Genomic DNA, 16,873 nt, shown 5'->3' on the forward strand with positions numbered 1-16,873 from the left:
GCGGCGCAAAACCCCGCGAAGAGTAGGCCTTCGCGGGGGCCGCTATTTTTCCAGAAAAATCAGTCGACTGAATCAGAAAAATGGCATGATCTGTCAGTCAGTTTTTTCCGGTTCGTGGCCTAATTCCAGCATCAACCCACTCAAGCGCTTGACCTTGCGCCTGACCGCCTCTTCAAACACGCCGCCTCGGGGCTCGATCAGGCTGAACCAGCGCTTGGCCCGCGTGATGCCGGTATAGATCAATTCTTTGGTGAGCACTGGGTTCAACGCATCCGGCAGGATCAATGCGGTGTGGGTGAACTCGGAGCCCTGGGATTTGTGCACGGTCATGGCGTACACGGTTTCCACATCGTTCAGACGGCTAGGCAGCACAAATCGCACACCGCCCTGGCCGTCGTTGCGTGGGAAGGCAACGCGCAACACCTGGGGGCCGCCGTCGCTTTCGGGCAGTTTCAGCGCGATGCCGATATCGCCGTTCATCAGGCCCAGGCCGTAGTCGTTGCGGGTCATGAGTACCGGGCGGCCTTCGTACCACTGCTCGTCGCCTTCGATCAAACGCACCTTGCGCAGGGCGGCAGTGATGCGCAGGTTCAGGCCTTCCACGCCCCAGGGGCCTTTGCGGACCGCGCAGAGCAGTTGGAATGCATCAAAGGCGTGCAGCAGTTGTTGCGCCCAGTGGGTCCAAGCGTCGCTTTCGCGCGGGGTATCAAGTGAAGGGCGGGCGCTTTGCAGCAGGTTCAGGTAATAGCGATAACCGTGGGCACCATCACCCTGCCCGTCCAGCACCAGGCGCTCCAGGGCGTGGTCGTGCTCGCCCTTGAGGCTGATGCAGAACAGATCACTGTGACTGCGCGCCGCCAGCAGCTTGCGCGCCTCTTCGGCATTTTGCTGGTTGACCCAACGCGCCAGTTGGCCGATGCCACTGCCCTCGCCGAAACGCCGTGAGAAACGCAGCATCACCACTTGCTGGGCCAACGGGTGGCTGGCGTCGAGGTCCTCCTGCAGGCCGCTGGAACTGAGGTCTTCGCCACTGACAGCTTGCAGCCATTGGCGGGTCTCGGCGCTGTAGAAGCCAGCTTCGGCATCGCGGCACAAGTCACCGAGGACGGCGCCCGCCTCTACTGACGCGAGTTGGTCCTTGTCGCCCAGCAGCACCAGGCGTGCATGAGGCGGCAAGGCATCGAGCAGGTTGGCCATCATTTCCAGGTCGATCATCGAGGCTTCGTCCACCACCAGCACATCCAAAGGCAGCGGGTTACCGATGTGGTGGCGGAAGTGCCGCGTGCCCGGGCGGCTGCCCAGCAGGCGGTGGACGGTGGTGACCTGGGTCGGGATTTTTTCCTTCACGTTGTCCGGCACTTTCAGCGACAGCACTTGCTGACTGATGGACTCGGTGAGGCGTGCGGCAGCCTTACCGGTGGGCGCGGCCAGGCGAATACGCAACGGGCTGCCAGCCTCAACGGCCGGCGCTTGCAGCAACGCGAGCAGGCGCACCACGGTGGTGGTCTTGCCGGTGCCGGGGCCACCGGTGACGATGCTGAATGCACCGCGAGTGGCCAGGGCGCAGGCGAGTTTTTGCCAGTCGATCACGCCGTCCGGCGGCGCCTGGTCGAACAAACTGTTCAGGCGCTGCGGCAAATCGGCGGCGACGTTTTCCTGGGTGGCGAGCCGCAGGCGTAAGGCCGAGTCGATGCGCCGCTCGTAGCTCCAGTAGCGGCGCAGGTACAGGCGTTTGCCGGAGAGGACCAGCGGGCGACTTTGGGCGGACTCGCTGCCATCGACGGCAAGCGCGACCAGGTGGCTGGCAGCCAGCGCGTGGCACCAGTGCGCGCCGTCGAGGCCGTCGAGCAACTGCGACGGCAGCAGCATGGCGCCGGTTTGCAAGTCGCCTTCAGGCGGCAACGACAGGGCGAAGTCCGGCGCCTTGAGGGTCTCGAACAGGTCGAGGCAGACGTGACCATGACCCAATTGATGGCTGGTCAGCGCGGCGGCCAGCAGCACCAGCGGGTCAGCCTGTGGGTCAAGTTCGTGCAGGAAGCCGACGAAGGCTTTGTCCAGGGCACGCAACCAGCCGCGATCCACCCAACGCTCCAGCAATTGCACCAGGTCGGCGGCGTGGCTGAGGGGCGTCAGCGCTTCCAGCGGTAACGGCGACAGGCTCATAACAGCACTCCTTGTTCCCAGGCGGGCTCAACCTTGGGCGGGATAGGCTTGCCCTGGAACAGCAGGTCCAGGCTTTCGATCAGTTCCCGCGGCGGTCGAGTGAAATACGCACCTTGGCTCGCCGACTGCGTGCCACGCAGGAAAATGTACAGCGCACCACCGACATGGCGGTCGTAGTCGTAGTCCGGCAGGCGCGCCTTGAGTTGGCGGTGCAGGGCAAGCAGGTAAAGGACGTATTGCAGGTCGTACCGATGCTCAAGGATCGACTGTTCCATGGCGTCCGGTGTATAGGCGGAATCGTCGGGGCCGAGCCAATTGGATTTGTAATCGGCCACGTAATAGCGGCCGCCGTGCTCGAAAGTCAAATCGATAAAGCCCTTGAACATACCGTTGAGCAACACCGGTTCGGCGGCAACGCGGGAGGCGCCGTTGTGGGTGTATTGGCATACAAGCTTGTCGAGGGCGAGTACGTCGACTTTGTGGCTGGCGAACCAGAACTCCATCTCGATCTGGTACTGCTGCAACCCGCTGAGGGAAACGTGACCGTTTTCCACCGGCAATGGCGTTTGCAGCAGGTGGCCGAGCCAACTGCTCAGGGTGATGATCCAGCCTTCCCAGTTGCGCCGATTGCAGCGGGCGCCCACGGCCTTTTCGATGGCCTCGGGTGTGACGTTGAAGCCCTCCTCCCCGGCCCACTCCAGCAGACCGTGGAGGAAGGTCCCGGGGTTGGGACCGCGTGGAAAACGGTGAATGTCGCCGCCAGATGCCGCCACTTCGCGGGGTGCGTCGGGGTCGAGGCGTTCGTCATCGAACAACTTCTGGGCCTGCGGGTTCTCCGGCGCTTCGAGCGTGGCAGCGCTCATGCTGTCGCCGATGCGCAAGGCGCTGTAGGAGGCAATCCACCAGTTTTCCGCCGCCTTGCGCTTGGGCAGCAGGGGCGCACGCAGCGTGGCTTGGTTGCGCGGTGGGTGGAAGACGATGTCTTGCGCTTCGGGTACTTGGGCGTAGTTGATTGCCGTGCAACCCTCTTGAAGGTCCAAGAGCCAGCGCGCCAAACCGGCGGACTCTCCCAGCGATGCTCCTGCGCCAAGCAAATAGCCCAGTGCCGACAGGTGCAGCACGGAGCTATTGCTGTTGCCGCGCTTGAGGTCGGCGATGCCCAGCCAGCACGCATGTTTGGCTCGGGTCAGGGCCACGTAGAACAGGCGCAGGTCTTCGGCGAGGCGCTCGTTATCGGCCTGGGCGATCAACTCAGGCGTTGGGCGCAGGCTCACCTGGGATTTGCCGTGTTCATCGTGGTAGTGCAGCGGCAAGCGGCTACCGTCCACCGGTTTGGCCGAGCAGATGAACGGCAGGAAAACCAGGTCGTATTCCAGGCCTTTGGATTTGTGGATGGTCACGACCTTGACCAGTTGCTCATCACTTTCCAGGCGCAGAATCTGTTCTTCACCCGCCTGGCCCGAGAGCGCCAGGTGTTCGGCCAGATGGCGGATCAGCGCCTGTTCGCCGTCCAGTTCCGATGCAGCCTGTTGCAGCAGTTCGCTGAGGTGCAGCAGGTTGGTCAGCACACGCTCACCGTCACTGCGCGCGATCAGGGTTTGCGGCAGTTTGAAGTCGTGCAGCAGGCGCCGCAGCATCGGCAGCACGCCTTGGGTGCGCCAGATTACGCGGTAGCCACGGAACTGCATGACGCGGCTTTCCCACGCGAGTTCGTCCTGGTTCAGACGCTCCAGTTCCGGCAAAGACAGGTTCAGGGTGACGCAGGCCAACGCGGCACGCAGCGGGCGCTCCACGTCCGGTTCGGCGCAGGCCTTGAGCCAGGCCAGCAGGTCGTGGGCTTCCTGGGCGGCGAAGACCGAATCTTTGTCGGACAGGTAAACACTGCGCACACCTCGGGCGGCCAGTTCGGCGCGCACCGCCTGGGCTTCCTTGCCGTCGCGCACCAGGATGGCAATGTTTGACGGCAGCACGCCTTTGAAGCTCGCGTCCGGTTGCAGGAAACCGGCAGTGCCTTGTTGCCCACCGTTGAGCAATTCAACAATGTGCGTGGCACAGGCTGCCGCCAATTGCTGACGATACAGCACGTTGGAAATCGGCTGATCGGTGGGCAAGTGCCAGAGGTTCAACGCCGGCAACGTGTGCCCATCGACCTGCAAGTGCTCCTTGCGGCCTTGGGACAGCACCGAATGGAACGGCACGGGGTTTTCGCCATCCGGCTCGCGGAACAGGAACGCACCCCGGCCCGTTTCCGCACGCTGGAACACATGGTTCACCGCCTCGACCATCGCATGGCTGGAGCGGAAGTTGGTACCCAGGGTGTGATGGCGGCCGGTGGTGGACTGGCGGGCGCGCAGGTAGGTGTAGATGTCGGCGCCACGGAAAGCGTAGATCGCCTGCTTGGGGTCGCCGATCAGGAACAGGCCGCTGTCGAGGTGGTTTTCTTCGATGCGGTAGATGCTGTCGAAGATGCTGTATTGCACCGGGTCGGTGTCCTGGAATTCGTCGATCAGGGCCACCGGGAATTGCTCGCGGATCACACTCGCCAGACGTTCGCCGCCGTCGGCTTGCAGGGCGGCGTTGAGGCGGATGAGCATGTCGTCGAAGCCCATTTCGGCGCGTCGACGCTTTTCCTCTTCGAAGCGTTTGCCAACCCAACCCGCCGCGTGCTGCAGCACGGCGGCGTCGGGCGTCGGCAAGGCATCCAGGGCAGCCTTGAGGCCGGCCATGGCATCGATACCGGGATGCCGCGGCGGCTCGCCCTTCCAGGCTTCGGCCATGCCGTCGGGTGTCAGGCGAGTGAAGCCGGTACCGATATCGAGTTGTTCGAGGGTGTCGTCAGCAGCCCAGGCGCTGATCTTCTCGAACCAGGGTTCGAAGTAGCGGGCTTGCATCTTGCGACCATCGACGGCTTTGGCCGCCACGGCTTGCAGGCAGATATCACGTAGCTCGGCGGCCCATTGCTGCCACGGCGCCTTCAGTTGTACCAGCGCTTCACGGCGTTCTTGCAGGCAGGCGTTGATCAGCTCGGCGGGCTCGCGGGTCTCATCGGCGGGCCGTTCGCTGCCGAACAGCGCACGTACCCGAGGCATCAACGCGGCGGGCCCGCCCCAGTTGTTGCGCACCCAGTTGAGCGCATCGTCGTGCATCGGGTAGCAGAACAGCCGCCAGTAGTCGCGCAGCACTTCACCAAGCAGGTCGCTGTGGTCGGTTTCCAGGGTCTGGGTGAACAGGCTGCCACTGTCGAAGGCGTGCTCGCGCAGCATGCGCTGGCACCAACTGTGGATGGTCGAAACGGCGGCTTCGTCCATCCATTGCGCAGCGATGTCCAGGCGGTTGCCGCAGGCGGGCCATTGTTCGAGCGGGTATTCATCGCGTAGATCGGCGATCAGAGCGTCGGGCTGTTCAATTTCTTCGCGGAAGAAGCGTGCTGCTTCAGCCAGGCGGATGCGGATGCGTTCGCGCAGCTCTTTGGTGGCAGCATCGGTGAAGGTCACTACCAGGATTTGCGGCGGCAGCAGTTCGCGGTCAAAGCCTGATTCATCGCCACCGTGGCCGAGGACCAGGCGCAGGTAGAGGGCGGAGATGGTAAAGGTCTTGCCGGTGCCGGCGCTGGCTTCAATCAGCTGGCTGCCGTTGAGCGGGAAGGCCAGGGCCAAGGGTTTGCTGTTCATGCGCTGGCCTCCTCGCCGGTGAGTGATCGCCAGGGGGCGTTGAGCAGGGGGCGATACAGGGTTTCGCACCATCCTTCGAATTCTTCGCTGGCGATGAGTGTGGCGTAGTCGGGGAATTGCCGGGTGAGCGCTGGGGTTTCGCGGCGCTCGCCTTCGTTATTGAGCCCGTCACCTTCATAGGCTTTACTCGCAGCCGCTTCGGCCTTGGCTGGATCGGTTTGGCCGAGCCACGCAAACGCGGTTTTGACGGCAAGGGGCAGCGGTTTGCTCATCCCTGTATGCCAGGCCAGCAGTAGGTTGCCGAGGATTTCCTGGGCATGGGCTCGATCCAGCGGTGGCAGCAGCAAGGTGTCGTCGCTGGCCACCAAGGCGGTGCTTAGCGGCAGGCCGCAGGCGCAGGCCACTACGTGATTGACCCAGGGCCGAATCAGGCGATGCCACTTGCGGGTCTTGATCGAACCGATGCTGTTGGGGATGGTGGTGACGCTCAGCAACCCGCCATCACTGCGTCGATGCAGCCCGCTGATCCAGCCTTCCAACTGAATGCCGCGATGCTCAAAACTGATCGGCTCGGCGCCGGGGTGCGGGGTGGGCCAGAGGGCCAATAATTGTTGGTAGCGTTGCAGCAGGCCAGGCAAGGGTTCGATCAGTTCGTTGCGCAGGCACTCGCCGAAACCCACCATCGGCAACAGGCCACTGCCTTGTAGGCGCAAAGCCTGGGCGTTCAGGGCCTGGTCGAAGTGATCGGGCTCGGTGAGTGCTGCGCTAAGCAGACTGTCGCTCAGGCTGTAGCGTTGCAGTGCGTCGAGCACGAAGGGTTCTTCGTCAGCCAGCGGTACTTCGGCGGCCTCGAAGAACACTTTCAGCCGTTGGCTGAAGAAGTGTTTGACCGGGTTACGCAGGAAGTCCTGAAGCTGGCCGAGGTTCAGGGGCTCGTCCTGTTGATGAGGTGCCAGGACGGGTTCTGTTGCGGTGGCATCGGCTGCCTCGTGGAGCAACTGCCATTCGCGGGCATAGCTGAACAGCACATCGCCCTCATGGAAGTAGCGAGCGCTGAATGGTTGCAGTGGGTGCTCTTGAGTCATGGCATCGATCAGCGGCTCGTCACTGTCAGCGGAGTGCCAGCCACTGGCCAGATGGTCACGCAGTTGGCCGATCAACACCGAGGCCGGGCGATCACTGTTGTCGCGAATGCTGCGGCCAACCCAGCTGATATAGAGCTGGTCACGGGCTGAAAGCAGCGCTTCGAGCAGCAGGTAGCGGTCGTCTTCGCGGCGTGAACGATCACCGGGGCGGTAGTCACTGCCCATCAGGTCGAAGTCCAGCGGTGGTTGCGCGCGCGGGTAATCGCCGTCGTTCATACCGAGCAGGCACACCAGCTTGAAGGGAATTGCACGCATGGGCATCAGTGTGCAGAAATTGACAGCCCCGGCGAGGAAGCGTTGGGACAGGCGCCCTTGATCCAAACCCGCCAACCAGGCTTCACGGACTACGGTGAGGGGTAAGTCATCGTACAGGCCAACGGACTCGCAGGTTTCCAGCCACGTTTCTCTGAGTTGTTCGAGTTGGCCCAACAGGTAGTCGTCGTGTTCGCTACTCGGCAGGAAAAACAGTTGCATCAAGCGTTGCAGGCGTTCACCCCACTCCTTGGCGGGAGCGGGTTGCGACAGGGCTTGGTGCGCATCGTTGAGTGCGTCGAGCAAGGCGACCAACGGGCCGATCAGGACAGCGTCGAGTCCACCGATTTCGTCGTAAGGCTCGATACCGGCGCACGCTGCGCCGGTGCCTACGGCGTAACCGAGTAACATGCGGCGCAAGCCGAAACGCCAACTGTTTTGCTCCAGCTCCGTTGGCAGGCCGAGGCCGGCACGTTGCTCGGCGTTGAGCCCCCAGCGGATGCCGGCGCCTTCGATCCAGCGGTGCAACGTGGGCAGGTCGCGCTCCTTGATGGCAAAGCGTTCGCGCAGTGCTGGAACGTCGAGCAAGTCTAGAATTTCGCTGACGGGGAAGCGGCTGTCGGGGAGTTTCAGCAGGTGTTCGACGGCAATCAGCAGAGGGTCGCGGCCGCGTTGGCCTTGGTCGGTCAGGGTGAACGGGATGAAGCGTGGGTCGTTGCGCTCAAGCTGGCCGAACACGGCGCGGATATGCGGCGCGTAGCTGTCGACGTCGGGGACCATGACGATGATGTCCCGGGGGCGCAGCGTGGGGTCGGCGCTGAAGCGTTGGAGCAGTTGGTCGTGGAGGATTTCTACTTCGCGTTGGGCGCTGTGGGCGATGTGGAAGCGGATTGAGGTATCGCGCTCCAGATCCACGGCGGGCCATAGCTCGCGGGTTTCATTGAGTGGGCGCAGTTCGAGGATATCGTCCTGGAGTTGATTGAGCAGTGTTGTCGGCTCGCTGTCGCTGAACAGGTCGATGCGACCGTCGCGGAAAGCGGCGCGGTAGCTGTTGGGGTCGTCATAGCTGTCCAGCAAGCTGATGTAGTCACGACCTTGTTTGCCCCACGCGGCCAATAACGGATGGGCATGCTGGTGCAGGGTTTGTGGGTCGATGGTGACCGGCATGCCCGCTTTACGCGCCTGACGCTTGTATTCGTTACGCAGCAGGTCTTTGTCGGCGACGATGTCAGACCAATGGTGTCGGCAAGGGTTGTGCACACAGAGCAGGACTTGGCTGAAGCGCGCGAGGCCGGCGAGGGCTTCCAGCGCCTGGGCCGGCAACGAGGAGATGCCGAAAACGATGACGCGGGATGGCAGGCCCTCGGGCGCTTTTTCCAGGGTATTGATGCGCTCGATAAAGCGTTGGTGAACGCCTGCGCGACTTTCGGCCATGCCTTCTTCACCAACATCCAATAGCAGCGCGCGCCATAGTTCGGCTTGCCAGCAGTTGGCTGGGTTAAGGGGTTTGGATTCACCTCGACCGTTACGCAACTGGTGGCGGCCGGCGGCCCAGTCTTCCAGCCAGTCGGCGCGGTAGACCTGGTATTGGTCGAACAGGTCAGCCAGGCGCTCGGCGAGTTGGTAGCGTTTACGCAGGTCGGTGTCGTGGGTGAGGAAGCGCTGCAACGGTTCGAAGTGCGGCTGATCGATAAGCTCCGGGAGCAGGCGCATCAGGCGCCAAGTCAGTGGGGCTTTATCGAGCAGGGATTTGGGCGGGATTTCATCTTTGCCCAAGACCATGCGGTAGAGCTGCCACATAAAGCTGCCGGGCAGTTGAACATCGATTGCTGCGGCGATGCCGCAACCGCCCATGTCGTCGTCTTCCGGATCTTCAGCCAGGGCCAGCTTGAGCCACTGGGCGATGCCATTGCTTTGTACCAGGGCGATTTCGTTTTCCAAGGGTGCCAAGGGGTAGCGGCGCATCCAACTGACCACTAGGCTGCGAAGCTCGTCCAGGCGGTTGCCGTGAACCACCATGAATCCAGCACTAAGGGACGTCGCATCCGGCATAACGGCTTCCTTGGGAAAGGCAAAATCGAGGGTGCGACTTTAGCACTGTGGACAGTTGTTGGCCGAATTGGGATGTTAGCTGTCTTTTCGACCGCCCAAAACAAAACCCCTGACTGCGTTAGCAGTCAGGGGTTCTGGAATTTAATCTTGACGATGACCTACTCTCACATGGGGAAACCCCACACTACCATCGGCGATGCATCGTTTCACTACTGAGTTCGGGATGGGATCAGGTGGTTCCAATGCTCTATGGTCGTCAAGAAATTCGGGTACTGAGTCGTGGCCTGGGCCTCGCTTCAGCAAATTGGGTATGTGACAGCTTTCGGTGCTTTGTGAGCGTCGAACTTTCGGTTCATCTTCGTCTTCACACACCGCAATCTGATGCTCGTTAGAGTAGTCAAATTGCTTGGGTGTTATATGGTCAAGCCTCACGGGCAATTAGTATTGGTTAGCTCAACGCCTCACAGCGCTTACACACCCAACCTATCAACGTCGTAGTCTTCGACGGCCCTTCAGGGAACTCAAGGTTCCAGTGAGATCTCATCTTGAGGCTAGTTTCCCGCTTAGATGCTTTCAGCGGTTATCTATTCCGAACATAGCTACCCGGCAATGCCACTGGCGTGACAACCGGAACACCAGAGGTTCGTCCACTCCGGTCCTCTCGTACTAGGAGCAGCCCCTCTCAAATCTCAAACGTCCACGGCAGATAGGGACCGAACTGTCTCACGACGTTCTAAACCCAGCTCGCGTACCACTTTAAATGGCGAACAGCCATACCCTTGGGACCGGCTTCAGCCCCAGGATGTGATGAGCCGACATCGAGGTGCCAAACACCGCCGTCGATATGAACTCTTGGGCGGTATCAGCCTGTTATCCCCGGAGTACCTTTTATCCGTTGAGCGATGGCCCTTCCATACAGAACCACCGGATCACTAAGACCTACTTTCGTACCTGCTCGACGTGTCTGTCTCGCAGTCAAGCGCGCTTTTGCCTTTATACTCTACGACCGATTTCCGACCGGTCTGAGCGCACCTTCGTACTCCTCCGTTACTCTTTAGGAGGAGACCGCCCCAGTCAAACTACCCACCATACACTGTCCTCGATCCGGATAACGGACCTGAGTTAGAACCTCAAAGTTGCCAGGGTGGTATTTCAAGGATGGCTCCACGCGAACTGGCGTCCACGCTTCAAAGCCTCCCACCTATCCTACACAAGCAAATTCAAAGTCCAGTGCAAAGCTATAGTAAAGGTTCACGGGGTCTTTCCGTCTAGCCGCGGATACACTGCATCTTCACAGCGATTTCAATTTCACTGAGTCTCGGGTGGAGACAGCGCCGCCATCGTTACGCCATTCGTGCAGGTCGGAACTTACCCGACAAGGAATTTCGCTACCTTAGGACCGTTATAGTTACGGCCGCCGTTTACCGGGGCTTCGATCAAGAGCTTCGCGTTAGCTAACCCCATCAATTAACCTTCCGGCACCGGGCAGGCGTCACACCCTATACGTCCACTTTCGTGTTTGCAGAGTGCTGTGTTTTTAATAAACAGTCGCAGCGGCCTGGTATCTTCGACCGGCATGAGCTTACGGAGCAAGTCCTTCACCCTCACCGGCGCACCTTCTCCCGAAGTTACGGTGCCATTTTGCCTAGTTCCTTCACCCGAGTTCTCTCAAGCGCCTTGGTATTCTCTACCCAACCACCTGTGTCGGTTTGGGGTACGGTTCCTGGTTACCTGAAGCTTAGAAGCTTTTCTTGGAAGCATGGCATCAACCACTTCGTTACCTAAAAGGTAACTCGTCATCAGCTCTCGGCCTTAAGATCCCGGATTTACCTAAGATCTCAGCCTACCACCTTAAACTTGGACAACCAACGCCAAGCTGGCCTAGCCTTCTCCGTCCCTCCATCGCAATAACCAGAAGTACAGGAATATTAACCTGTTTTCCATCGACTACGCTTTTCAGCCTCGCCTTAGGGACCGACTAACCCTGCGTCGATTAACGTTGCGCAGGAAACCTTGGTCTTTCGGCGTGGGTGTTTTTCACACCCATTGTCGTTACTCATGTCAGCATTCGCACTTCTGATACCTCCAGCAAGCTTCTCAACTCACCTTCACAGGCTTACAGAACGCTCCTCTACCGCATCACTTACGTGATACCCGTAGCTTCGGTGTATGGTTTGAGCCCCGTTACATCTTCCGCGCAGGCCGACTCGACTAGTGAGCTATTACGCTTTCTTTAAAGGGTGGCTGCTTCTAAGCCAACCTCCTAGCTGTCTAAGCCTTCCCACATCGTTTCCCACTTAACCATAACTTTGGGACCTTAGCTGACGGTCTGGGTTGTTTCCCTTTTCACGACGGACGTTAGCACCCGCCGTGTGTCTCCCATGCTCGGCACTTGTAGGTATTCGGAGTTTGCATCGGTTTGGTAAGTCGGGATGACCCCCTAGCCGAAACAGTGCTCTACCCCCTACAGTGATACATGAGGCGCTACCTAAATAGCTTTCGAGGAGAACCAGCTATCTCCGAGCTTGATTAGCCTTTCACTCCGATCCACAGGTCATCCGCTAACTTTTCAACGGTAGTCGGTTCGGTCCTCCAGTTAGTGTTACCCAACCTTCAACCTGCCCATGGATAGATCGCCCGGTTTCGGGTCTATTCCCAGCGACTAGACGCCCTATTAAGACTCGCTTTCGCTACGCCTCCCCTATTCGGTTAAGCTCGCCACTGAAAATAAGTCGCTGACCCATTATACAAAAGGTACGCAGTCACAGAACAAAGTCTGCTCCCACTGCTTGTACGCATACGGTTTCAGGATCTATTTCACTCCCCTCTCCGGGGTTCTTTTCGCCTTTCCCTCACGGTACTAGTTCACTATCGGTCAGTCAGTAGTATTTAGCCTTGGAGGATGGTCCCCCCATATTCAGACAAAGTTTCTCGTGCTCCGTCCTACTCGATTTCATGACTAAGAGATTTTCGCGTACAGGGCTATCACCCACTATGGCCGCACTTTCCAGAGCGTTCCGCTAATCTCAAAGCCACTTAAGGGCTAGTCCCCGTTCGCTCGCCACTACTAAGGGAATCTCGGTTGATTTCTTTTCCTCAGGGTACTTAGATGTTTCAGTTCCCCTGGTTCGCCTCTTGCACCTATGTATTCAGTACAAGATAACCATCTTATGATGGCTGGGTTCCCCCATTCAGACATCTCCGGATCAAAGTCTGTTTGCCGACTCCCCGAAGCTTTTCGCAGGCTACCACGTCTTTCATCGCCTCTGACTGCCAAGGCATCCACCGTATGCGCTTCTTCACTTGACCATATAACCCCAAGCAATCTGGTTATACTGTGAAGACGACATTCGCCGAAAATTCGAATTTCTCAACTAAGAGAACTCACAAATTTTACCTTAGCCTGATCCGCTACCAGTGAAAGTAACGTTCAGTCTATCTTTCTATCACATACCCAAATTTTTAAAGAACGATCTAATCAAAGACTAGAAATCAACATTCATCACCGTCTTGGTGGAATGCTCATTTCTAAGCTTTCAAAACTTTCAGAAGCAGTAGTGGTGGAGCCAAACGGGATCGAACCGTTGACCTCCTGCGTGCAAGGCAGGCGCTCTCCCAGCTGAGCTATGGCCCCGTATTTCTACAGGCGTTTCCCACACAAAATTGGTGGGTCTGGGCAGATTCGAACTGCCGACCTCACCCTTATCAGGGGTGCGCTCTAACCAACTGAGCTACAGACCCAATTTCGGGCTGCTTCTTATCGTCTTCTTCAATGAATCAAGCAATTCGTGTGGGAACTTATGGAGCAGCTGATGTCGTCGATTAAGGAGGTGATCCAGCCGCAGGTTCCCCTACGGCTACCTTGTTACGACTTCACCCCAGTCATGAATCACACCGTGGTAACCGTCCTCCCGAAGGTTAGACTAGCTACTTCTGGTGCAACCCACTCCCATGGTGTGACGGGCGGTGTGTACAAGGCCCGGGAACGTATTCACCGCGACATTCTGATTCGCGATTACTAGCGATTCCGACTTCACGCAGTCGAGTTGCAGACTGCGATCCGGACTACGATCGGTTTTATGGGATTAGCTCCACCTCGCGGCTTGGCAACCCTCTGTACCGACCATTGTAGCACGTGTGTAGCCCAGGCCGTAAGGGCCATGATGACTTGACGTCATCCCCACCTTCCTCCGGTTTGTCACCGGCAGTCTCCTTAGAGTGCCCACCATTACGTGCTGGTAACTAAGGACAAGGGTTGCGCTCGTTACGGGACTTAACCCAACATCTCACGACACGAGCTGACGACAGCCATGCAGCACCTGTCTCAATGTTCCCGAAGGCACCAATCTATCTCTAGAAAGTTCATTGGATGTCAAGGCCTGGTAAGGTTCTTCGCGTTGCTTCGAATTAAACCACATGCTCCACCGCTTGTGCGGGCCCCCGTCAATTCATTTGAGTTTTAACCTTGCGGCCGTACTCCCCAGGCGGTCAACTTAATGCGTTAGCTGCGCCACTAAAAGCTCAAGGCTTCCAACGGCTAGTTGACATCGTTTACGGCGTGGACTACCAGGGTATCTAATCCTGTTTGCTCCCCACGCTTTCGCACCTCAGTGTCAGTATTAGTCCAGGTGGTCGCCTTCGCCACTGGTGTTCCTTCCTATATCTACGCATTTCACCGCTACACAGGAAATTCCACCACCCTCTACCATACTCTAGTCAGTCAGTTTTGAATGCAGTTCCCAGGTTGAGCCCGGGGATTTCACATCCAACTTAACAAACCACCTACGCGCGCTTTACGCCCAGTAATTCCGATTAACGCTTGCACCCTCTGTATTACCGCGGCTGCTGGCACAGAGTTAGCCGGTGCTTATTCTGTCGGTAACGTCAAAACAATCACGTATTAGGTAACTGCCCTTCCTCCCAACTTAAAGTGCTTTACAATCCGAAGACCTTCTTCACACACGCGGCATGGCTGGATCAGGCTTTCGCCCATTGTCCAATATTCCCCACTGCTGCCTCCCGTAGGAGTCTGGACCGTGTCTCAGTTCCAGTGTGACTGATCATCCTCTCAGACCAGTTACGGATCGTCGCCTTGGTGAGCCATTACCTCACCAACTAGCTAATCCGACCTAGGCTCATCTGATAGCGCAAGGCCCGAAGGTCCCCTGCTTTCTCCCGTAGGACGTATGCGGTATTAGCGTTCGTTTCCGAACGTTATCCCCCACTACCAGGCAGATTCCTAGGCATTACTCACCCGTCCGCCGCTCTCAAGAGAAGCAAGCTTCTCTCTACCGCTCGACTTGCATGTGTTAGGCCTGCCGCCAGCGTTCAATCTGAGCCATGATCAAACTCTTCAGTTCAAACATCTTTGGGTTTTTAAGAAACCCTAAACTTGGCTCAGCAATCGTTGGTTACATCTTTGATTTCTCGCGGAGTAACTTGTGATGCTGATAATCTTGTTGACTATCAGTCTGACTCCACAAGCACCCACACGAATTGCTTGATTCAGTTGTTAAAGAGCGGTTGGTTAAGATCTTTCGTCTCAACCGAGGCGCGCATTCTACAGCAGCCTCATTTGCTGTCAAGTGATTATTTTCAGAAGTTTTCGAAGATTTCTTCAACAACTTCAACCACTTGCGCTTCCGATCTCTCGTTAGCGGGAGGCGAATTCTACAGCGTTACACGCTGCTGTCAACACCTCTTTTTCTCCGCTTTCGACCGAGAGGATCGAAACGTTAATAGAGCCAGACAACACTGCTCTACCAACTCCTTCTGGGCTTCGATGAACTGAAGCAACTCGCTGTCGAATTCTGCGTAACTCTTTGTTTACCAAGGAGTTTTCCGTTTCGACTGCGCCGGAAGTGGGGCGAATTATAGACTTCCAGAATCTGCCGTCAACCCTTAATTACGCTTTTGTTGCAGAAAGTGGTTTTTTCGCAATAAGGCGCGGGATTCTCCGCATTACGGGCGGTATCCGTAGCACCAACAGCAACGCACCTATAGAAGTATAGATAGCCCATTCCTTGAGGTCCGCTCGCACGATCCACAACATATGCAGCAAACCCAGCCCAAGAATTACATACACCAAGCGATGCAGCTTCTTCCAACGAGTCCCCAACCGACGTTGACTGTAACGATTCGACGTCACCGCCAAAACCAACAGGGAAACAAACCCCAGCGCCCCGACAATAATGTAGGGCCGCTTGCGCAGCTCCACCCCAAGTTGCGACCAATCCAGCCCAAGCACAAATACACAATAAGCAGCCAGATGCAGCACAACGTACGCAAAGCACCACAACCCCAGTTGCCGACGCACGGCTATCCACCCCGGCCAACCGCTGAGCTTCTGCAGCGGCGTCATGGCCAGGGTAATCAGTAACAGAATCAACGTGCCAAGCCCTAGTCGATCGACCAGTACCTTGCCTGGATCCGGCCCCAGGACAGAACGCCACGCTTCAAAGAGCCAAAACAGTGGCCAAATCGCCGCTGCTATAAAGACGCCAACGCGCCAGATCGGATAACGCATCAGTAGTTCTTCCGCAGATCGAGACCGGTATAAAGAGAGGCCACCTCATCCGAGTACCCATTGAACATCTGCGTCTCACGTACATTAGGACTGAACAGCCCACTCGGCAGACGACGCTCCCGCGCCTGAGTCCAACGTGGGTGATCGACTGTAGGGTTCACATTCGCGTAGAACCCATACTCGTCAGCAGCGATGCTCTGCCACGTGGTTTTCGGCTGCTCACTCACGAGACTGATCCGCACAATGGACTTCACACTCTTGAAGCCGTACTTCCAAGGCACCACCAGGCGCAGCGGCGCACCATTCTGATTGGGCAACTCACGCCCATACATACCCACCGCCAGGATCGCCAGAGGATTCATCGCCTCATCCAGACGCAAGCCCTCCACATAAGGCCAATCGATCAAGCCAAAACTCGAACGCTGCCCCGGCATGCTTTTGGGATCCTGGAGGGTTTCAAAACGGATATACTTGGCCTTCGAGGTCGGCTCAACTTGCTTGAGCAGCGCGGAGATGGGAAAACCGATCCATGGAATAACCATCGACCATGCCTCAACACAGCGCAGACGGTAGATCCGCTCTTCCAACTGATAGGGCTTCATGAAGTCTTCCAAGGCATAACGGCCTGGCTTAGCAACCTCGCCATCAATAACAACGCTCCACGGCTCGGTCTTGAGTGAACCGGCATTCGTGGCCGGGTCACCCTTACCTGTACCGAACTCATAGAAGTTGTTGTAGTGCGTAGCGTCTTTGAAAGGCGTGATCGCCTCGTCCTTCACCGTGACTGCCTGCCACTTGGTGCCCGGCAGCTTCTCGGCAAACCAACTCGGCGCCCTGCCCGCTTCAACATCGGCATAGCGCGACACCTCGTCGGCACCGGCCAAACGCGGCAAGCTGCTGGCTGCAATGCCGGCAAGCGCACCGCCGAGCAAGCTGCGGCGAGAGAGATAGAAGGATTCAGGCGTGACATCCGACTCATGGCAATCGGACGCTTTGGGTAATTTGATTAACATGGCAACTCCGCAGCATTGGAGGACTGATGCACCAATAGACTGCGGAGTATG

The 16,873-nt window shown here is 58.0% G+C and carries 5 protein-coding genes, 2 tRNA genes and 3 rRNA genes; all 10 read right to left on the reverse strand.

Annotated elements, in window-relative coordinates:
* Nucleotides 1-93 precede the first annotated feature (93 nt).
* Nucleotides 94-2,163 (reverse strand): exodeoxyribonuclease V subunit alpha, encoded by a 2,070-nt coding sequence (gene recD / locus M2497_RS26950; protein ID WP_248484527.1) that lies wholly within the window; start codon nucleotides 2,161-2,163, stop codon nucleotides 94-96.
* Nucleotides 2,160-5,834, reverse strand: a complete 3,675-nt coding sequence (gene recB, locus M2497_RS26955; protein ID WP_248484528.1) for an exodeoxyribonuclease V subunit beta — start codon at nucleotides 5,832-5,834, stop codon at nucleotides 2,160-2,162. Before recB ends, recD begins: the two co-directional genes overlap by 4 nt.
* The gene (gene recC / locus M2497_RS26960) at nucleotides 5,831-9,283 is read right to left on the reverse strand and encodes an exodeoxyribonuclease V subunit gamma (RefSeq protein ID WP_248484530.1); all 3,453 of its coding nucleotides are present in this window, start codon (nucleotides 9,281-9,283) and stop codon (nucleotides 5,831-5,833) included. The genes recB and recC overlap by 4 nt, the downstream gene beginning before the upstream one ends.
* A gap of 145 nt (nucleotides 9,284-9,428) precedes the next feature.
* A 5S ribosomal RNA gene (gene rrf / locus M2497_RS26965) occupies nucleotides 9,429-9,544 on the reverse strand.
* Between the two features lie 156 nt (nucleotides 9,545-9,700).
* Nucleotides 9,701-12,592, reverse strand: a 23S ribosomal RNA gene (locus tag M2497_RS26970).
* A gap of 249 nt (nucleotides 12,593-12,841) precedes the next feature.
* Nucleotides 12,842-12,917: transfer RNA gene (locus M2497_RS26975), tRNA-Ala, on the reverse strand.
* A 30-nt stretch (nucleotides 12,918-12,947) separates the two neighbouring features.
* Nucleotides 12,948-13,024: transfer RNA gene (locus M2497_RS26980), tRNA-Ile, on the reverse strand.
* Nucleotides 13,025-13,106: 82 nt separating this feature from the next.
* A 16S ribosomal RNA gene (locus M2497_RS26985) occupies nucleotides 13,107-14,643 on the reverse strand.
* Together the 16S, 23S and 5S rRNA genes with 2 tRNA genes alongside form the textbook arrangement of a ribosomal RNA operon.
* Before the next feature lie 545 nt (nucleotides 14,644-15,188).
* Nucleotides 15,189-15,809: a protein-methionine-sulfoxide reductase heme-binding subunit MsrQ gene (gene msrQ / locus M2497_RS26990; protein WP_248484533.1), complete on the reverse strand. Its 621-nt coding sequence runs from the start codon at nucleotides 15,807-15,809 to the stop codon at nucleotides 15,189-15,191.
* Entirely contained in the window at nucleotides 15,809-16,822 is a 1,014-nt protein-coding gene (gene msrP, locus M2497_RS26995) for a protein-methionine-sulfoxide reductase catalytic subunit MsrP (RefSeq protein ID WP_248484543.1), read from the reverse strand. The genes msrQ and msrP overlap by 1 nt, the downstream gene beginning before the upstream one ends.
* Nucleotides 16,823-16,873 lie beyond the last annotated feature (51 nt).

Source organism: Pseudomonas sp. CYM-20-01, assembly GCF_023169845.1.
GTDB lineage: Bacteria > Pseudomonadota > Gammaproteobacteria > Pseudomonadales > Pseudomonadaceae > Aquipseudomonas > Aquipseudomonas azotoformans.